At 44.0% G+C, this 20,897-nt stretch carries 14 protein-coding genes, 1 pseudogene and 2 CRISPR repeat arrays; of the genes and pseudogenes, 12 read left to right on the plus strand and 3 right to left on the minus strand.

From position 1 onward, the window contains the following. The first annotated feature begins 38 nt into the window (after positions 1-38). A complete protein-coding gene (locus tag HNQ56_RS16125) occupies positions 39-731 on the plus strand; it encodes an MBL fold metallo-hydrolase (protein ID WP_429148415.1) in 693 nt (230 codons plus the stop codon). Positions 732-821: 90 nt separating this feature from the next. Here the strand turns inward: HNQ56_RS16125 and HNQ56_RS16130 are convergent, their stop codons facing one another. Continuing rightward, entirely contained in the window at positions 822-1,340 is a 519-nt protein-coding gene (locus tag HNQ56_RS16130) for a YdeI/OmpD-associated family protein (protein ID WP_429148417.1), read from the minus strand. 342 nt (positions 1,341-1,682) lie between these two features. Here HNQ56_RS16130 and HNQ56_RS16135 point away from each other — a divergent pair, with 342 nt between their 5' ends. Next, positions 1,683-2,615, plus strand: a complete 933-nt coding sequence (locus HNQ56_RS16135) for a phosphotransferase family protein (RefSeq protein ID WP_429148419.1) — start codon at positions 1,683-1,685, stop codon at positions 2,613-2,615. A gap of 277 nt (positions 2,616-2,892) precedes the next feature. Further along, a CRISPR array of direct repeats spans positions 2,893-3,259; the repeat unit is 33 nt; unit sequence GTCATCGCCCGCAAGGGCGGTGTGGATTGAAAT. A 491-nt stretch (positions 3,260-3,750) separates the two neighbouring features. Here HNQ56_RS16135 and HNQ56_RS16140 read toward each other — a convergent pair. Next, positions 3,751-4,719, minus strand: a pseudogene (locus HNQ56_RS16140) (recombinase family protein); the annotation flags it as partial. Positions 4,720-5,020: 301 nt separating this feature from the next. Between HNQ56_RS16140 and HNQ56_RS16145 the strand changes: the two are divergent. Together HNQ56_RS16145 and HNQ56_RS16150 are read left to right on the plus strand one after the other, a co-directional pair. Then, a complete protein-coding gene (locus HNQ56_RS16145) occupies positions 5,021-5,188 on the plus strand; it encodes a hypothetical protein (protein WP_429148421.1) in 168 nt (55 codons plus the stop codon). A 218-nt stretch (positions 5,189-5,406) separates the two neighbouring features. After that, entirely contained in the window at positions 5,407-6,438 is a 1,032-nt protein-coding gene (locus tag HNQ56_RS16150; RefSeq protein WP_429148423.1) for a helix-turn-helix domain-containing protein, read from the plus strand. Between the two features lie 182 nt (positions 6,439-6,620). Here the strand turns inward: HNQ56_RS16150 and HNQ56_RS16155 are convergent, their stop codons facing one another. Beyond that, positions 6,621-7,997 carry a reverse transcriptase/maturase family protein gene (locus HNQ56_RS16155; protein ID WP_429148425.1) on the minus strand — a complete coding sequence of 459 codons (1,377 nt, stop codon included), beginning with the start codon at positions 7,995-7,997 and terminating at the stop codon, positions 6,621-6,623. Between the two features lie 1,349 nt (positions 7,998-9,346). Between HNQ56_RS16155 and HNQ56_RS16160 the strand changes: the two genes are divergently transcribed. The 8 genes from HNQ56_RS16160 to HNQ56_RS16195 all read left to right on the plus strand — a co-directional run bounded on the left by HNQ56_RS16160 (position 9,347) and on the right by HNQ56_RS16195 (position 20,890). Then, positions 9,347-10,690 (plus strand): FAD-dependent oxidoreductase, encoded by a 1,344-nt coding sequence (locus HNQ56_RS16160; protein WP_429148427.1) that lies wholly within the window; start codon positions 9,347-9,349, stop codon positions 10,688-10,690. A gap of 32 nt (positions 10,691-10,722) precedes the next feature. Then, positions 10,723-11,289 carry a DUF4256 domain-containing protein gene (locus tag HNQ56_RS16165; protein WP_429148428.1) on the plus strand — a complete coding sequence of 189 codons (567 nt, stop codon included), beginning with the start codon at positions 10,723-10,725 and terminating at the stop codon, positions 11,287-11,289. Positions 11,290-11,311: 22 nt separating this feature from the next. After that, entirely contained in the window at positions 11,312-12,607 is a 1,296-nt protein-coding gene (locus tag HNQ56_RS16170; protein ID WP_429148430.1) for a M18 family aminopeptidase, read from the plus strand. A 346-nt stretch (positions 12,608-12,953) separates the two neighbouring features. Further along, positions 12,954-13,725: direct repeats of the CRISPR family, unit length 33 nt; unit sequence GTCATCGCCCGCAAGGGCGGTGTGGATTGAAAT. Positions 13,726-13,778: 53 nt separating this feature from the next. Further along, entirely contained in the window at positions 13,779-14,948 is a 1,170-nt protein-coding gene (locus HNQ56_RS16175) for a GNAT family N-acetyltransferase (protein WP_429148432.1), read from the plus strand. Between the two features lie 279 nt (positions 14,949-15,227). Further along, positions 15,228-16,193, plus strand: a complete 966-nt coding sequence (locus tag HNQ56_RS16180) for a helix-turn-helix domain-containing protein (protein ID WP_429148433.1) — start codon at positions 15,228-15,230, stop codon at positions 16,191-16,193. A 193-nt stretch (positions 16,194-16,386) separates the two neighbouring features. Beyond that, positions 16,387-17,769, plus strand: a complete 1,383-nt coding sequence (locus HNQ56_RS16185) for a GH32 C-terminal domain-containing protein (protein ID WP_429148435.1) — start codon at positions 16,387-16,389, stop codon at positions 17,767-17,769. Next, entirely contained in the window at positions 17,747-19,375 is a 1,629-nt protein-coding gene (locus HNQ56_RS16190) for a family 43 glycosylhydrolase (protein WP_429148436.1), read from the plus strand. The genes HNQ56_RS16185 and HNQ56_RS16190 overlap by 23 nt, the downstream gene beginning before the upstream one ends. Continuing rightward, positions 19,376-20,890, plus strand: coding sequence for a glycoside hydrolase family protein (locus HNQ56_RS16195; protein WP_429148438.1), 1,515 nt, complete (start codon positions 19,376-19,378; stop codon positions 20,888-20,890). Positions 20,891-20,897: the final 7 nt, after the last annotated feature.

The raw sequence follows: 20,897 nt of genomic DNA on the forward strand, positions 1-20,897 counted from the left end.
GTGATTATACAAGTAGAAACAGTCGGAGAGTTTAAAGAATGAACAAAATCGTAACGTTAGATATAAAATTCAAATTTGGTAACACAGAAGATATAATACATCCGGTTGTTTTAATTGATGATGTGAATATGGTTCTGGTTGACTGTGGATATACCGGTTTTCTTGCATTGATTGAACAGGCAATGGAAGAGAAGAATATTTTTTGCAGGAGTTTGACCCATGTTTTGATTACCCACCAGGATCATGATCATATGGGGGCATTATATGAATTAAAACAGAAGTATCCTCAGATACAGGTTGTTGCCGGGAAAAGGGAAGCTGCATATATTTCCGGTAAATATAAATCCTTGCGGTTGAAACAGGCGGAGGAAATGCAGAGTAATTTACCGGAAGATCAAAAGGCCTTTGGATTGGAGTTCTGCAATATTTTGAAAAATATCCGGCCCGTTGAGGTGGATGTTGAAGTTCAGGACGGGGATTATTTTGAATGGTGCGGGGGATGTACCATCCTTGAGACACCGGGGCATACCCCGGGACATATTTCAGTTTTTGTAAACCAGAAACGGGTCATGATTGCCGGGGATGCGGCAGTGATGGAGGATGGGAAGCTGGTAATTGCAAATCCCCAATTTACACTTGATCTGCAGGAAGCCGAAGCATCGCTGCAAAGAATTATGAAGTATGGAGCCGAAGAAATCATCTGCTACCACGGCGGGAGCTTTGTGCCTTAGACCAGGGGCAGAGCTGACAGCGAAAAAATGATGCGGGATAATCCCAACGGAAAATGTTATTTCCGGGATTATCAGGTTCTTCATTTGATATCAGTCGAAGAGTACACCGGATTTTGACACCTCCGGTACGGTACAGCGGGATGCGTCAAAGCAGCATGGCCTCTTATCACCCTTTTGTAATTTAGAGCATGCCACATCAATCCTCTTTTGACGGGTCGCCGGATTCGAAGTTGACCGTATCCATCGAAGCCATTCCCACCTTGCCTTTACCGTGATGGCATTCCATTGATTTGTCAGATCTGCTTTCCTGATTGCCTCTATAATATCCGCAGGCATCTCAGGCTCTGTCCATTCATCGACGGGGTCTATTTGGAAGGATGCAGGTCGATCCGCCGCTATACCGGTCTCTTCAATGAGCACATCGCTTACTTCAAACCAATGGCTGCCCTTGCCGTCGGGTTCCAATGGAGCTTGAAAGGCAATACCGTTCATTGTCCCTTGAATCATGACCATACCGCGGGAAGGAAGCATTTGGCTGGAGCTTAATGGGATTCGTATAATTTTCCGTGTTTCAATTTCTGATGGGGCTGCTTCGAAAAAAATGCTCATAGATGAAGCTCCTTTCGTGTGATGTATGGTTTATATTACAGGAACAAAGACATGTTTCTGTAATCATAGGGTGTAATCCAGATACAGGTGTTCTCATAATTTATGTTACAAGAACAAAATGCATGTTCGTTCTTATAATTTATATTACAGGAACAAAATGCATGTTCCTGTAATCGAGGTGTACTAGCCGGATATAGTTATTCTCATAGCTTATATTATCACAGTGATCATAACTGAGTAAATAATAATTATTCTTTGCACTATGTATTCTTACTTTTATCGATAAATTTTATGTTTTGGGTTTACATCAGTTTGGAAAAGAAGCTTATACGGAGGTACAAAATGAAGGTCACATTATTACATACAGAAGAGGATAAACTGCAAAAACCGGTTACACAGGAGCAGCTTCATGCCATGTGTGAAACAGCATTTTGCGGAAAGACGGTAACCGAGGTGCAGGAAATTGCCGGAGGATTTTTTAACAATACATTCTTGGTATACGCAGCCGGAGAAAAGTTTATTCTGCGTGTATCCCCGCATAGCAGTGTACATATGAGCCTGTACGAGCGGGCGCTGATGCGCAGGGAATACAATATCCAGCCTTATTTCATGCCCATGGGTGATTTCTTTCCCAAAACGGTTTTCGCTGATTTTACCCGAAGAATTTGTGACAGGGATTATGTCGTGCAGACTTTTTTGGAAGGAGCGAATTGGGAAGGGATGAAAGCTCAGCTTTCCCCAGAAGAAAATGATCGTATCTGGTATGAAATCGGCTCAATTGCAAAAGAGATCAGCAGCATCACCTCTGACCGGTTCGGGCCGCCCGCTCCTGCCCAGCAATTTTCCACATGGGGAGGCTATCTTATGGCCTATCTCTCCGGTATGCGGGCCGATATGGCTGAAATGGGTTATGTATATTCTCAAGTGGATGGTTTTATAGATTTGGCTGAAAGCTATATGGAGGTGCTCAACTCAGTGGATAAGCCCCGGCTGGTTCATGGTGATCTGTGGGAGAAAAACATCCTCATTAGTAAAGACAATGGAAAATGGCATATCAGTGGGATATTGGACTCGGAACGTGCCTATTGGGGGATGAAACATCCGAATGGATACATACCTTTATTAAGGTCTCACCATCGTATTGGGATGGATATGGGAAGTTATTCTGTCCGGAACATAGAGAATTGCGTCGATTGCTTTACCGAGGAGTGGATCATGTTATGGCGTCGACTGAGTGCCGTTTGCGTGACAATAATGATCCTGCATGGGCAATGAAGAATCTGGAAAAGATAATGGAGGAATTGAAAACCTTTCGTTTATAATCGAATTGAGTAAGTGGATTGGTCAATAGCTATAGGGTTGCTAATTCGTTAATTGCTTGGTGCGAATGTGAAGTGATCATAAAAGCCCAAGGAAATTCGCACCAGAAAAAATAAACAAAAGTTAAGAATTAATTAGCTTGTTAGAGTAAAAGTTGTGATCTATAATGATGTTAAGCACAATATGCATAAATATTTTAAATTATGTAGCATAAATTTTGTGCGTGTTTGCTGTCATCGCCCGCAAGGGCGGTGTGGATTGAAATTTGATGTTACAGAAGATTTTTTGAGGGATGCCCTGTCATCGCCCGCAAGGGCGGTGTGGATTGAAATCCATGTCTTAGATGCAACTTCCTTTACTTTGTCGTCATCGCCCGCAAGGGCGGTGTGGATTGAAATGAGTAAAGCCTTCTTATCCCGGGACAGGATCTCGTCATCGCCCGCAAGGGCGGTGTGGATTGAAATAGGAGTCCGGCAAAGACACAATCACGCTCAAGGGTCATCGCCCGCAAGGGCGGTGTGGATTGAAATTTGATGATGCCCTTTCCATACTTACCCTCCTCTAAAGTCACTGCCCGTAAGGGCAGTGTGGATTGAAATCTGCAAAGTGCAGTGTTTAATGATAAATCCGAACCCTCAATGTCTTTGAGGGAAACCGTTTTTGTGCCATCCTTATAATTCCAAACCAGTACGATTTTATCGTCATACAGATATATCGCATTCACAAAGCTGTCTATCAGCCGTTGGCGCTCTGCCTTATCCGAAAAATCAGTGGTGCGGAATTTGTGCAGCCAGAATAATATTTGCTCTTTTGTGAGAACTGGATGCTGTAATTCTTCTTGTAAAATACTAACTTCTAACTGGTTTTTGCGATCCTCCAATTCATCCAATCTCTTTTTGATGGACTCATTAAAAATACCAACCTGTATCGCATTGAGCATATTTTCAATACCTTTCTGTGTTTCAGAAAGCTGTTTTTTCAGCATTGGAATGGTGTCACTTTCTTTGCCTTGCAGAGCAAATACAGTGTCAGCAATTTTATTGATAACCGCATCATCCATGACTACCCGCATGGTCTGCTGAATGACCAAAGTTTCAATCCAATCCTTCTTGACTGCCTTTTTGTCACACAGTTTCTTTTTCTTGGTGTTATGACAGCGATAATAGCGGTGGACATTTCCTGTATGGCTGGTTCCGCTTTCACCCACCATGTAACGCCCACATTTGCCACAATGAAGCTTTGTAGTAAGTATGTAATCATCCTCTGCCTTATGCCGAGCAGGGGCTTTCTTGTTTTTGCGCATCCGTTCCTGAACCCTATCAAATAATTCATTCGGGATAATGGCAGGAATGCCATCCGGCACAACTACATCACGATAGCTGTATTCTCCGATATACCGACGGTTTTTCAGCATGTGCGCCATAATGTTCAGCGTAATTTTCGTTTCTCTGACAGTGCGAACACCACGCTCGTTAAACAGATTCACAAGCTGCTGCATAGTTGCTCCCTCACTATAAGCCGTGAACACCTCCAACACTACGGGAGCCATAACCGGATCGATTTGAAACTGCTGTTCCTTGTCTACCACATACCCAATCGGGAGCGTACCGCCGTTGTAGCGGCATTTGAGAGCATTGTCCGTCAATCCTCTAATAACCTTCTCCGAAAGCTCAGCGGAGTAGTATTCTGCCATTCCTTCTAACATTGATTCCAACAAGATACCCTCGGAGCCACGGGAGATATTCTCGGTGGCGGATACCACCGTCACACCATTTTTGCGAAGCATCGCCTTATAGTGAGCTGAGTCATAGCGGTTACGGGCAAACCGATCTAACTTCCATACAATAATGGTTTCAAACATGCCCTTACCGCTGTCTTTAATCATTTGTTGAAACTGAGGACGATTATCTGTTTTGGCTGACAGTGCACGGTCGATATAGCTGCTTAAAACGTTGATACCTTTACTTTCAGCAAACGCCATACATTCCCGTAACTGTCCCTCGATGCTTTCCTCGCGCTGATTATCCGAGGAATAGCGAGCATAAATTACGCCGTTCATTGGTTGTCACCGCCTTTCGATACTATCTCCATCAAAGCCTGTTTTAGTTTATCGTTCATGGGCGATTTTGGGTCAAAACACATTTCAATAAACTGTCGAAGCTGCTCATTATTCCTTTCTGGGGTTCTATGCACAGCCGTCTTACAATAATTAATGAAACTTGATACGGTTAAGTTTTGCAGCTTGACAAGTCATTTTGTGAGCGCTACAATAATTGCATTAAAGGGTAAAAATGCCCATAAAAATCGAATAGTCAGTTTCACAGGATGCCGTGGCATTTGCCTAAGACTCAGGAGGGCAAATGGCAAAAGACGACATCGGAATGGATGTTCCACAGCAGGAGATTGAAAGTCTTGCAAGGTTACTCCTGCCGAAAATCCGCGAGTTCTTCGATAGTGAGGAAGGACAGCGTGAATTTGCCGAATGGAAACAGCGGCAGGCGCAAGAGGATACGAAAGAAGCTAAATGATATTATAAGCAGGGCGGCGGTTCAAATTGAACCGCCGCCCTGCTATTCTAGTACCGATACAGTCGCTTGTTGGATAGCGTGCTTCATCTACAGTCCTTGTCGAGAACCAAAATTCACATGAACATTGGTTAAAATAAATTACCAGAAATTAAATCATATTCAATTGATAAGCCCTCTATTTCATGTTATTCTAAAAACACGGAACGGAGGGTTTTATCATGCAAATTGGAACTATAATTCGTAAATATCGTTTGGAAAAGAATTTGACGCAGGAAGAAGTGGCAAGGCGCTTAGGCGTGACCGCTCCTGCTGTGAATAAGTGGGAGAAGGGCAATTCCATGCCGGATATCACGCTACTCTCACCCCTTGCGCGATTGCTGGATATCACACTCGACACGTTGCTATCACATACGGATTCACTGTCTGATGAGGAGGTAAATCGAATTATTGTGACAGCTCATAAAAAACTGAAAATCGAACCGTTCGAGATGGTCTTTTCATGGGCAAAGGAACAACTTCAAATCTATCCCAACAGTGACTTCCTCGTGCTTTACATGGCGCGTGTATTACACAGCCACCTTCAAATGCAGGAATCCGATAACGAGGCCGAGTATGTGCCCTATTTCGTAAGCTGTTACCAGCGCGTGCTGGAAAGTGGTGAGGAACGCATCAAAAGTTCTGCCGCAGATGCACTCTATTACTACTACATGGGCTGTGACCAATTTGACAAAGCAGAAGAATACCTTGATTATTTTTCCGCAGAGAATCCGGAGCGCAAACGCAAGCTCGCCGCAGTCTACCGCGAGACAGGGCGCAAGGATGAGGCATTGCAGATGTATGAGGAACTGCTCTATTCAGGTTACCAAAATGTTCAATTAACCTTCCATGACATTTATTATTTTGCGCTGAAGGGCGAGGATTTTGAGAAAGCGCATCAGATAGTGGAAAAGCTGAGACGTTTAGCGCAACTCTTTGAGATGGGCGAATATCATGAAATATCATCAGGCCTTGAACTGGCGATGTTGGAGAAAGATTCCGACAGCTTCTTTGAGATTATGCAGCGATTATTAGGAAATATTGAAAGCATATCCGGCTTCACCAAATCTCCGTTATATTCCCACATGAAATTAAAACAGCCGAGCGAAGAATATTACGATGAAGTACGTCAATCCCTTCTTGGCTGCTTAAAAGAGGAGCAGTGTGCGTTTGCGCAAGGAGACGAAAGGTTTGATGCTTTGCTAGTAAAGTAATAAGAACCGGCGATATCGTGATGATATCGCCGCCACTTTTTTTGTTTAAACTTTCAAAATATGATAGAAAATTAGTCTTTCCCTACAATATTAAATTTGCCTCCGGCTAGAACAGCAATTGTCCCACCAAGCACAACAATAGCAGCAACACCAGCGTATTTCAGAACATTATCGAGAAAGCCTCATAATTCCGTCGTACCTTTTTTATTCTTAGTATTATTGGTGTAATCTTTTTTTAAAAAGCTCCGAACTTTTGACATATTGCGCTCAGGTATGAGCGATATTAATTCATCTGCACCAAATTTGTCTAGAGCTCGATTGGCATAAGTTAAGAAATTTCCCTTCTTGCTTTCGGCTCCCCGTATAGAATACCTTTCATACAGATTCCTTTTGCTAATGTGCTTACCCGTTTTGGTATAGTTTTCGCTCTTCGCAATAGTTTTGGATTTTCGTCGCATTCGTTGATAGTACTTTGAGACTGTTTTAGCTCTAAGGCTAACTTTATTCCCATCAAAAGTAAACCCTAAAAAATTAAGATGCTGATTAGAGCAGTCGGCTTCTTCGTTAACCCTTAGCCCGCAATTCGCCAGATGATTTTGACTAAAGGAATAATATTGTGTTTTGTTAGGCTGAAGCTCTATTCCCGGACAGTCAGCGCTATCAAAAAAACCATTAATGGTTTTTAATTTTTCAATCGCTGAGCTTTCGTCTATGTTTGGTAAAACGACAATGAAGTCGTCGCTATAGCGCATATACATCCCATTAAATTCTGAAACAAAATCATGCAGCCTTTTATCTATTTCGATTGCATAAATGTTGGCTAGGATACCACTGATTGGAGAACCTTGAGGTATTCCATGTTCTCGATTTTTCTTTATTAAGTCATTCCTTTCTCTTAATTCAACTGGCGATAAAAGACGCTTTCTTGCATTTAATTCTCTACGGCCAGAACTACTATCTTCAAGGTTATGCAATTCGAGAAGGTCGGTTAGCTCAATATAGCTAAAGTGAGTGATGTTTTTGAATACAGCATAATGGTCTGCTGGCAGTTTTGGAACACCCAAGAGATTGCACCACTGGCGTTTTAAATAATTGCGATCTAAGTTATCAAAAAACTTTGTGAAGTCTCCAATCATTATATAGCAATTTCCACTATCACGAATGAATTGGATTGCTTTCTTTGCAAAATCAACATTGCTTTGGTGGCGCAAGTTTGTGCGGTAAGCGATTGCCACATCGCCAATGCCTAATTTATCACACTCGTTGTTGTATAGTTCATTAAGTAAAAAATTGTAATATTGAAAAATGCACCGATCAATATGTGCAGCATAACAAATATCTCGATGTTTTTCCTTAAGTCCCTTTTTCTCAAAAGAAAATTTACTCATATCTTTTGTGTAGTGGACAAATGGATAAAAACTATGCGTTGCTATATTTCGTGGGTTGGACACGTATTCTTTGCATTTTGACATATCCGTGCGATAATCGAAGTGAGCATAATAGCGCTTGCTTTTTTCTATTGTCTTTTGCGAGGTCAGCCAGCTCTCGATGTCTATCATTCTTGTCTTTCTCCCTAAATGTTACAGAATGCCGATACCCGCTGGCATGGAGGATAGCATTCCTTAGCCAGCGGGTACAAACGTTACGTGGTATTAACTTTTCACCGATTAGGTGGCTTGTTAGTTTTAACCAGCTATCCTATTAAGTGCAATGCTTAACTGTGATATAATTAAGCTGGAGACATTTGTCAATCTTAGCTTGTTAATTCTCATCATGGCAGCCGTAAGCTGTTTGATAGAGGCATCAACCGCATACTCCGTAAGCAGAATATTATTAGAAATATCCTTGGAGGTGTTGACAACAATTGTCTTCCTCCATACCTTTGTATAGAGTATCTTTATTGTAGCAGAAAACAACTGTTCCGTCAATTGGCAGTCGAATGAAAAGAGCGCTAATTTACAGAAATTTCATATTAATTACCGCTTTAACTTTTGGTGATTATTTAATTGGCTTCTTCCGTGGGCCTCTCGGTTTGGATTCCGGTTTCATCTGCTTTCCATTCGTGGAGAAACTATAATCAAAATAAAGCAATAATCCGAACCCATCCCCAATGGGGACAAGGTTCGGATTATCATGCTTTGGTGCAGATAGAGGGACTCGAACCCTCACGAAGTCACTCTCAGCGGCATCCCCTACCAACAGTTTGTGACAGAGGAAATTATCCTTTCCCTAGAACTGAAACATACCGGATTCTATCGTATGGATTCTCTTCCTGCCAATACAGCCCTGGATATACTGGTGATATTGCATCCGATCAGTTGTGCACCAACATATTTAGTCTCCCGGTTTTAGGAGGTTCAGATGGCGGCTTATATACATGAGCGCAAGATTTGGATAACCTGTGGCGTTCAATATTTGCCGGTCGCGTCTTGTCAGAAGATATACTGTAAATCTTTTTGAATCCACAGGTTGTAAGAAGGGAAAGAGTTACTGTTTGGGCGTATATCGCTTTGATATAGGCAAAGATACGGCATTTTATGCGGTAAGTTGCGATTATGGGGTGGATTTTTTTGCATTGTATTCTCCAAGGCTGATACTTATCCTTTACTGGAGGTCATGTTTGGGATGTTTTATCATAGCTTTTACTTGTGATTTTTATTAGTTTATGCTTGCCGCATATTCTGATGCAGATTATATAATACTGGAATAAGATGGACAACCAATTCGGCATATATCATAAGATAAAAGAAGAAAATAGTAAGAGAAGAGGATTGAGGGAAGTCGTTGAGCGGTTGAAATATATCTGGAAATATAATCATAATCGAAGTATAATGTAAGGAGTGAAAGGGACAAATTTCCACAATTATCACTTCAAAACGGGAACGACCAAAGAAGCGAGGGACAATAAATGAAAAATTATGTATGTATTCTCTGTGGTTATATCCATACAGGCGAGACGGTGCCTGACACCTGCCCGGTGTGCGGTGCATCGGCGCAAGAATTTGTTCTGCAGGAAGACAAGACGGAAGAGCAACCGATCAAAGAGGCCGGTGAGGCTGTAAAGGTTGTGATCATAGGCAGTGGTATAGCGGGTCTTTCTTGTGCGGAGGAGCTTCGCAAGTACTCGGAAGAAATGAATATCACTCTGATTTCCAAAGAAACTTTATTACCTTATTCTAGAATAAGCCTGACCAGGTATCTTGCAGGGGAAATCAAGAAGGGGCGTCTTCCGATTCATCCTTTGGAGTATTATCAGGAGAAACGAATCAATCTCATGTTAGGCAAAGAAGTAACACAGATCAGAAAAGACAGCAAAGAAGTTCAGCTAAAGGATGGAGTTGTTCTTCCATATGACAAGCTGGTGATTGCCAGCGGTGCACAGCCCTTTGTGCCTCCGATGACCGGCAAGGAGCTTTCCAATGTCATAACAGTCAGGACTCTGGAAGACGCAGATTATCTGCTGGATCAGATACAGCATCTTGATTCCTGCATCTGCATCGGTGGGGGGATCCTGGGACTGGAGACAGCAGGAGCCATTGCCAAAAGAGGAATTAAAGTAACTTTATTAGAGTGTGCCAAATGGCTGATGCCAAGACAGCTGAATCCCAAAGGAGCATTGCTTTTAAAGGAATACTTGGATAAGATGGGAATTGAGGCGAGAGAAGGCATAGTAATAGAGGAAATTATCGGGAAAGATGAATGCGAAGGCGTAAGGCTTTCAACCGGTGAAATGATACCCTCCAAGCTGGTCGTTGTAACCGCGGGCGTCAGGCCTGAGGTGCAGCTGGCGAGTGAAGCCGATATTGCAATTCATATGGGGATCACGGTGGATAATAGCATGAAGACTTCGGAAGAAGATATTTATGCAGCCGGAGATGTAAGTGAGCATGCCGGAGTACTGTATGGTCTATGGAAGGTTGCTCAGTTACAGGGAGAAGCTGCCGCACAGAGTATCCTGGGCCGGAAATCCATGTTTGAAGGCGTGCCCAGATCTACGATTTTAAAGGTTCTGGGATTGGATACCTTCAGTATTGGGGAATTCCTTCCCGAGGAAGGGGAGTATACCGTTTATGAGAAGGAGCTTCCGGGACAATATATCCTGTTTGTATTAAGGGAGAATAAGATAGCAGGAAGCATTGTTATGGGTGACAAAACGCTTCCTTTGAAAATAAAGCGGGCGGTGGAAGCAGGAACCGCTTTTCCTGCCGAGCTGTATGACAGTGCGGAAAAGATTATTGAGAGTTTGAATTAGGAAAAGTTAAAGCCGGATAGGGAGGTTTTATAATGAACAATTTGGATAGAAAGCTGACACCAGAACAGTGTGAAGAGCTGTTGGATATTTTAAAAACTCGTTTTGAGAAAAACAGAAACCGTCATAAAGACCTAGACTGGGCCAGTATACAGGCAAGGCTGGAGGCAAATGCTGAAAAGCTGTGGTCGTTGGGTGAAATGGAAGCAACCGGCGGCGAGCCTGATGTATTGTACTATGATTCTGAAACCGGGGAATACATTTTCTATGATTGTTCGGCGGAAAGCCCCAAAGGCCGCAGGAGTATCTGTTATGACCGGGAAGCGCTGGAGTCAAGAAAAGAAAATAAACCGGAAAATAATGCGGTGGATATGGCCGCCGCCATGGGCATTGAATTCCTGACGGAAGAACAGTATCGGCAGATGCAGCAGCGGGGAAGCTTTGACCTGAAAACCTCCAGCTGGGTAAAGACGCCGGCTTCTATTAGAAAGCTGGGCGGGGCTGTTTTTTGTGACCGCCGCTATGATACGGTCTTCCTATATCACAATGGCGCGGACAGCTATTATTCTGCCAGGGGCTTCCGAGGCTTGCTGCGAGTTTAAAACAAGAAGGAGACCAGCTATTATGAAATATTTGAATTTAAAGGATTTTTTTCGATTTTTAGATAATGCAACCTCGCCGTTTCAGGTGATACGGCAAAGCATGGAACGCTTAGAGGCCAGGGGATTTGAAAGGCTATATTTCGACCGCCCTTGGGATTTAAAGAAGGGCGGGGCTTATTTCCTCAACCTGTATGACACTACGGTCTTTGCCTTTCGTATTGGGAAAGAGATCAATGAAGATACCATGCTGCGCATGGCAGCGGCCCATACGGATTTCCCTTCCTTTCGCATAAAGCCCAATGCGGTTATGAAAGAGAAGAGCTATATCCGGCTGAATACGGAAGCTTATGGCGGTATGATATTGTCCAGCTGGTATGACAGGGCGCTGTCCATTTCCGGTAAGGTGGCTTTAAAAAGCAATAAGCCCTTTGAACCGCGTGAGATACTCGTTGATTTACAAGAGCCTGTGCTGGTAATACCGAATCTGGCGATCCATTTGAACCGGGAGGTCAATAGCGGGGTCACCATCAATAAGCAGACCGATGTGCTACCCTTGTTGGGATTGTCCGAAGAAGAGGATAAGAACTATTTTAATGAGCTTTTGGCCGGACATTTGAATGTGCCTATTGAGGATATTCTGGATTATGATTTATTCATATATAATTTAGATAAAGCGTCCACCGTTGGAAAGAAGCAGGAATTTATCTGCTCCCCGAGGCTGGATGATCTATCCTCCGCCTATGCTTTATTGCAGGGTATCACAGGAGAGGTATGCGAAAAGGATATTCATATCATCGGGCTGTACGATAATGAAGAGATCGGAAACCGCACGAAGCAGGGCTGTGAAACCCATTTTACAGGGGTTCTGCTGGAGAAAATCTATGAGGCTCTGGGAATGAGCAGAATTCAGTTATATGAAACCATGATGAAGAGTTTCACACTTTCAGTGGATGTTGCCCAAGCGTTTCATCCGAATTATCCCTCGAAATTTGATCCTACCAACCGGGCGGAATTGGGTAAGGGAATTGTAATTAAGATTAATACCGCTCAAAAGTATGCCTATGATACGGGAGCCATTGCGATTCTACAGCAGCTATGCGAAGCCAATGATGTAAAATATCAGAAATTTGTGAACCATTCGGATGCCGTAGGTGGCGGAACCATGGGACCGGTTCTTTCCTCCTTGCTTCCAATGAAGACTGTGGATATCGGGGTGCCGCTATTAGCTATGCACTCTGCTGTGGAAACCATGGGAGTAGAAGATCAGGAGAGCATCATAAAGCTGATGATTTCCTATTTTGTAACGGAGAGGGCGTAATATCACAGATATAACCAGCACCGGAGCGAAGGTGCCTGGCACCCATCCGGTATAGAAAGAAGGAGTCTGATACCGCATGGGCAATGAAAAACTGGGAGTAGATAATATAAAGATTGAAGAATCACAATTAGAAATATTCACAAATGTTAGGGAGTATCAATTCGTTACTTGTTTTGTGCGAATGTGAAGTGATCATAAAAACCCAGGGAGATTCGCACCAGAAAAAACATACAAAAGTTAAGATTAAATTAATCTGTTAGAATAAAAGCGGTGATCTATAATATTGTTAAGTACAATGTGCACAAATGTTTTAAAATATGAGATGGAAGGTTTGTGTGTATTTGCTGTCATCGCCCGCAAGGGCGGTGTGGATTGAAATCACCGGAAGGATACCCAAAAGGTAGGAATTTGGTGTCATCGCCCGCAAGGGCGGTGTGGATTGAAATTCTTCGCCAAATCCCACTTGTTTGTTATTTCCTCCCGTCATCGCCCGCAAGGGCGGTGTGGATTGAAATGCGAACACAAACAAACATGTTTACGAACGCTAAGTCATCGCCCGCAAGGGCGGTGTGGATTGAAATTGATGTTGTCTCCGGTATATTAAAATCTTTGCATGTCATCGCCCGCAAGGGCGGTGTGGATTGAAATCTCGGCTATCTTCTGTATTTCTGCATCCGCATCAGTCATCGCCCGCAAGGGCGGTGTGGATTGAAATTATAGAAGATTGCAAAACGATATCCCTGAAGGCGTCATCGCCCGCAAGGGCGGTGTGGATTGAAATTTGTTAGAAACGGCTTGGCACCTATGACGCGGGTGTCATCGCCCGCAAGGGCGGTGTGGATTGAAATTTCGTAGAGCCCCGCGATCGCCTCGTAGATGTCGGTCATCGCCCGCAAGGGCGGTGTGGATTGAAATCGTTCTGTATGCGCTGTTGCAGCCGCTCGAACCTCGTCATCGCCCGCAAGGGCGGTGTGGATTGAAATTTGACATCCTCGGCGGTAATGCCGAGCTGCTTGCAGTCATCGCCCGCAAGGGCGGTGTGGATTGAAATACATCGATAATATCCGGATCCGCGGTGAGTGCCCGTCATCGCCCGCAAGGGCGGTGTGGATTGAAATAATAAGAGGCATAAGAGGCTGCTTGAGTAAACGTGCCATCGCCTGCAAGCATTTTGTATACCTCAGCCTACGATACCAACACTAAACTAAATAGCAATGAAATGAAAAAGGGGGAATTGGAAGAGTTGGAATATGAAATTATTCATTTACCCAAGGAAGAATGGAAGGGAACGACTGTCCCAATCGGATATACGACAGATCAATATTACGATGTTCTTGTGAATAAAACAGAAAAAGGCTACACCATCGAGATAGAGAAGAAATCTTTTGCAGAGCCGGTGACTCATACGCCGGAGGAATATGATTTCCCAGATCAATTGTACCAGGATCACTGGGAGCATGCCTATGCCTGGGGAGTGCTGGCGGAAGGGAAATTAATTGCCGCAATAGAAACGGATCAGGAAATATGGTCCAACCGTCTGAGGATTACAGAGCTATGGGTGGCAGATCAATATCAGAAGCGTGGCATCGGCCATGCACTCATCGAGGTGGCGAAGGAACAGGCAAGAAGAGAGCGCCGCAGGGCGGTCATTCTGGAGACACAGTCCTGTAATGTGAATGCGGTTGATTTCTATCAGCATGAAGGCTTCCGCCTGATCGGCATGGATACCTGCTGCTACCGGAACAATGATCTGCAGAGAAAAGAAGTCAGATTGGAATTCGGATGGTTTCCGAAGGAAAAGAAAAGAGTAAGCCGAGACGAAATAGAAATCCGAAAGGAAACAGAAGCGGACTGGTATCAAGTCGAGTTAATGACACAGCATGCATTTTGGAATAAACATCATCTCGGATGTGACGAGCATTATCTGGTACATAAATTGCGCCAGGATAAGGACTATCTTCCTGAGCTGAGCCGGATCGCAGTCAAGGACGGGAAGGTAATCGGATGCATTATGTATTCTAAAGCCCATATTATGGACGGTACACAAATCCATGATATCATTACCTTCGGACCCCTTTGTGTGGAACCGGAATGGCAGGGATGCGGAGTGGGCGAGCTGTTATTAAAGGAAACCATGAGCTTGGCGGCGGATCAGGGGTATCCGGGCATTGTGATCTTTGGCGAACCGGATTATTATCCCAAGATAGGCTTCAAGACCTGCGATAAATTTCATATCGCGACGGCAGACGGTAAGAATTTTAATGCATTTATGGGAATAGAATTAGCCGAAGGCAGCATGAAGGGAATACAGGGTAAGTTTTACGAATCAAAGGTGTTTTAAAACCTTCCCAAAGAAGAAGTGGAAGAGTACAATAAAAAGTTCCCGCCTCTGCAGAAGATGAGATTTCCGGGGCAGTGGGATTAAAATGAATGGGCAAGAGCATGTACGATGGTTCTTGCCCATTCTTGTATTATAAAACTGTTTTTGCATTGGTAATTGGAACTTCTGATAAAGCGAAGTTGAGAAAAATTGATATAACTTGTATTTTTCTATTGACTCCATCGTTGCGTCGTACTTTATAATGGTCATAGAAAACCAAAACCACTATGGAGGATAAATATGAGCGAACTTATAAAAATACGGGAACTGTCAATAAAATATGATATTTCTGCGCGTGCATTGAAATATTACGAGGATATGGGGCTGATAGCCAGCACCCGGAGTGATGATTACGCCTACAGAATGTATGACGAGGCTGCTGTAAAAAGGCTGGAGCAGATATTGATCCTGCGTAAACTGAACATAAGCATAAAAGATATCCGGCGGATCTTTGACGCACCGGATTCTCAGGTGGTGCTGGAGGTTCTCGGGAACAAAGTCGACGGCATTGACGAAGAGGTATCACTTCTGCACGAATTAAAGGCGATTGTTCTGGAATTTATCGAGCAGATCAAAAAAGCCGATTTTGCCCAGGCTGCGGATGTGAAGCTGCTTTACGAAAAAGCGCAGGAGATTGAAGGGCAGCTTATAAATGTTGATTACAATGGCAACCCGGCCAATGTGAACCGTTTGCTGGATATAACCGAGAAGCTTGATAAGCAAATCCCGGATGTAATGATTGTGAGGATGCCGAAATTCCTGGCGCTGACCTCCCAGTATCAGGACTTTAATGAATTGTTCAATGAAGATTGCTTGATGTTTTGGATTGGCAGGCATAAAGATTTAGAAAAAAATATTATCCTTGATTGCGCCGATTTTTTGTGCAGAAGAAACGACGGAAAATTCAGATGGTTATATGGCGTACAGGAGCATGTCAAAGAAATGGATACCGCTCCGTATGAGGTCATCGAGTTTGAAGGAGGTTTGTACGCTTCCGCGGTATGTATTGACGGTGATGATGACAGCCTTATGAAAGTGGAAAATAAAATCCTGAAATGGCTGGAGAAGACGAACTTTATCTTTGACAGTGAACGTGATGTCATGGGGAACATGACCTATAACGATGATGAAATTAAGAAGGGACTTGGCTATGAACAGCTGCAAAGATATGTGCCTATAAAACTAAAAGAAGAAAAGATAGATTAAGAAAACCGACAATAGAACGATGTGTTTCTTGAAGACTTTCACTGTGAAAAGTGGAAGTCTTTTTTTTTCAGGAAAGGTTCTCTGAGAAGTCAATGAAAAAACTCTGAGAAAATTTCTTGACAACGTTGTCACACCATGCTATTATATGTTCATGACAACGTTGTCAAGAATATAAACAGAAGTGGAGAGTCATATGTTGTACTACAAAGCACAGGATGGCGTAACAGCGGATATTATTCCGTATTATGAAAATGGTCATTTTTACTTGTTCTATTTGCATGATTTTCGAGATAAAGCAAATAAAGGCGAAGGGACGCCATGGAGGCTCATCAGAACCAAAGACTTTATTGAGTATGAGGAGTTCGGAGAGGTGCTTCCAAGGGGGACGGTGCAGGAACAGGATCTGTATGTATTTACCGGTTCGGTTTTTAAGGAAGCAGAAGGGAAATATCATATTTTCTACACCGGTCACAATCCGCATCTGAGAGAGCAGGGACATCCGGAACAGGCCGTGATGCACGCAATCAGCCCTGATCTGATTCACTGGGAGAAGGTGAAGGAGGATACGTTTTATGCACCGGCAAAGGATTATGAAGTGCATGACTGGCGCGACCCTTTCGTATATCTGGATGAAGAGAAGGGCTGTTACTGGATGCTGCTGGCAGCCAGACTAAGACAGGGTGACAAGGTAAAGCGAGGTTGTACCGCACTATGCTCCTCCAAGGACTTAAAGACATGGAAGGTAGAAGAACCGCTATGGTCTCCGGATGCCTTTTTCACCCATGAATGCCCTGACTTATTCCGGATGAACAGGGAGAACTATCTGGTTTACTCCGAGTTTACCGACCGATGTGTGACCAGATACCGGGTATCGGATACCGAAGAGAATTGCTGGAGGTCAACGGAGGATGATGCCTTTGACGGCCGCGCCTTCTATGCAGCCAAAACTGCTTCCGACGGCGGCAAGCGTTATGTGTTTGGCTGGGTTCCCACAAAAGCGGGTGATAATGATGACGGAGAATGGCAATGGGGCGGTAATCTGATGGTTCATGAGGTGTTTCAGAGGAAGGACCGATCCTTGGGCTGCCGGATACCGGAGACGATTAAAAACCACATTAAAACCTTATACTATTCTGAGGACAGAATATGCTGCGGCAATGAGCAGGGCTTTGCGTCCCGCACCTTAACAAAGGTTGAGGCGGATACCTACCGCATCTCTGCGGATATCATCATTTCCCGCAATAACGTAAATGCGGGAATATTGCTAAGGCACGATGCGGAAGAGGATTTCGCTTACGGATATAAATTGGAAACGAGCAATAACCGGTTTGCCTTTGGGATGGTGCCTAACACACCCTGGGGCAGAGCGAATTTTACCAATGTGGAAAGGCCGGTTCCATTCATTCCGGGCACAAGGTATCATTTGGACATTGTTGTCGAAGGCGATGTGTGTGTGCTGTATCTGGATGGGGTAGCATTATCATCACGGATGTACATTAAAAAGGATAATGGAATCAGCATATATTCTGAAAATGGAGAGGTGCGGTTGGAGAATGTGGAGGTATTTACGGTCTAAGCCGGAAAAAAGAAATAAACGCATAGGATTATTGATTGCCGGGATGCTTATTGTTGTGGCAGCAGCGATTATTATCTTATCCATTGGGGGGATACATAAAAAAGTGGCAAGAATAGAAGAGAAGGCTTTAGCAAAAGAGTTCAAGCTGGGAAAGCTGGTGGAACCCGGCGAAGAGGCTAAGCCTAAATTACACTATATCAGCAAAAAAGGATATTTTGGTGATGCTCACCCTGTATATCATAATGGAACATGGTATGTTTATTATCTGGAATTGCCCTTTAACACCAAGAACCGGGGGGCTTTAGAGGGCGTCAGGCAGGGGCTTGCCGTCTCAGAGGACCTGTTTCACTGGGAAGAGGTGCAATCTGCCATCGATACCTCCCGAAGCTGGTGGGCAGTTGCCAATGCAGAGTATGACGGGCAGCTATATTCCATGTATAACGATGTGGTAGGCAACCGCGGATATGGGATCAGTAAAACCTCGGATTATATCAACTTCACGGAAATAGGGCTGGGATTTCCTTATTCCTCGGTTCCCTCAACAGATCCCAGAGACCCTAGTCTGTTCTATAATGAAAAAGATAAGGAGTACTGGTTCTTATTCTCAGTAAAGCAAAACCCTGCCTTGTACAGCAATGCTTCATCGGAAATCTACTATTCTAAAACAAAGGATTTCATAGATTTCTCTCCGCCGGAGTCATTGTTTCGTCCGGGCAACTCCAATGTACCGGAATGTCCGGAGCTGTTCAAGATGGGTGATCGGTATTACTTATTAGCAAGCTGGGGAACCAAGAGAGTCGGGCAGGTCCGCTATCGGTATTCGGACAGTCCCGCGGGACCGTGGAGGAGATTTCCCGTAGACACCCTAACCTCGACGGAAGAAATGGCCCCCAATTCGGCACAAGGCGATGGAAGAAGAATTATGATCGGCTGGATTCCGACCTACGTCAACAGTACGGATGGAAATCCCTATCAATGGGGCGGTCATATGGCCTTTCCCAAGGAACTATATCAAACGAAGGATGGACAGCTGAGAACACGGCTTGCAGTCACGGACAACCTGTTAAGGAAGGAGCTTCTTTATACTTTTCCGGCAACGAATTCCACAGCAGCGAATTCCATTGAGGGAGAAGCGGATTATGTCCGGGGAGATGGCTTTACAGCGGAAGGCCGGACATTACGGTACTCAAAAAATCACGATTATGGAGAGCTTTGGTTCCAGGGAGAGTATATCAATTTTGATCTGGAGATGGACATCTCTCTTGGGAAAGACAGTGCAGGCTTTGGAGTGGTGTTGAAAACCGGTAACGAGAAATTTAACGGATACGAGGTCTTCCTCGATCCGAATACAAATCAATTAATCCTCCGGGAACATTTTGAACGGATGGACAAAATCGCCAGCATACCCATTGAGATGAAGTACAACAATGCTATGAAGCTGAGAATCATCACCGACGGCAATATCATAGAGGTTTATCTGGATGATAAATTTGCTCTGTCCGGCAGGATACACAAGTTTACCTCCGTTAATAAGCTGGGGGTGTTTACGGAGTACGGAAGCTTTGAGGCTAAAAACATCAACATATATTCTTTAAACAGGGAGTAGGTGAAAATAATAAAAGGAGAGAGAAGCAGGCATATTACATTAATTATGGTGCTATTCCTCTTTCTTTCGCTTCTGAGCGGCTGTAAAAAAGGAGTGCCTCATGCGGAAGAGGGAGGGAAGGAGGAGACGGGAAAAGAGATGGAGGACATGATGAATCAAGAAGATCAGAGCAAAAAGGCGGAGGATACCATACTGCATTATATCCTGCCCGAAGAATTTGAAAATCGTTATATTGGGGATGTGCATCCCTTTTATGATGAAAAGACATCCACATGGTACATGTTCTATCTGGCAACCGGAGGCCAGTTCCATTCAAAATTACTGACATCCCAGGACGGAATCAGCTGGAAGCCCACGGAGCTGTCCATTAAAAGCTTTATGGAGAACTATGCGGTACTTGGAATTACGGAGAAGGACAATCGGTATTACTCTTACTATGGGGACTATCACACCAGCGTGAGTGAGGATCTGATCACCTGGGAATATGCAGGAAGCAGCTATCAGGCCTACCAGGACAAGGAACAGTTCCCCGGCGGCAGCCGTGATCCCTTTGTTGCCTATGATGAAGACACTGGCCGTTTCTATTCCATTGCCATCAATTATCCGAAACGGGTGCCCAGTGAGGGAATCTTCATCTCCAATCTGGCAATCGGCAGAACGAATTCCGGAAGCCTGGAGGATTGGAGCAAGGAGGCAAAGCCGGTATTTGCCGAAAACAGGGATAATCATGATCCGGAATGCCCGCAGCTGATTAAGATCGGGAAGAGATGGTATGTGTTCACCAGTTTTTACGGCTATTCTAACCATGGAGTCGGAAGAATGGCATATCTCATCGGGGATGAGAATGTGGATCCCTACACAATGGACTGGACCCGGAAAGAGATTAACTATCTGACCAGTGAGGATATCTGTGCCGCGCAAATCGCTCAGAAAGGAGATCAGTTTTATCTGTTCGGATGGCTGCCGAAGGCTTACGACGGCAATTTCTGGGGAGGGCATATTAATCTGCCGACAGAGATTTATCAGCTGGAGGACGGTAAGCTGGGAGCCAGGATGGCACAGGATACCACAGAGCTTATCCGGGGAGAGCGGTATTTTACTTTGGAGGAAGGGGTTGATCTTACCGCAGAAAACAGCTTTGAATTCACGGCAGAAAAAAGATCTGATTTACAGATTGATTTTCGCATGGAGGAGTCCTTTTCTATTGAATTTACAGATAAGAAGGTAGCAGTGAATATCACGCAAAAAGAGGGGAAGAAAATTGCAGCCGTTACCTTTAACCATTTAATCCTCAGCGAAATTGAAATCGATGCTCAGGATTTATTGGAGGAAAACACCATCAGAATTCTTACGGAAGCAGACATGCTGGAAATCTACATCAATGATAAATACTATTTACCGGCCAGAATCGGGGTAATGATGGGGAAGGAAAGGGTTATTGTAAGGAGTAACAAGGCAGGAGTTACTAAGGCAGATGCTTTTTATTTAAAAACAAGGTCGGAACTGCAAAAATAGGAGGATA

Source organism: Anaerotaenia torta, from assembly GCF_050433395.1.
Lineage (GTDB): Bacteria > Bacillota > Clostridia > Lachnospirales > Lachnospiraceae > Mobilitalea > Mobilitalea torta.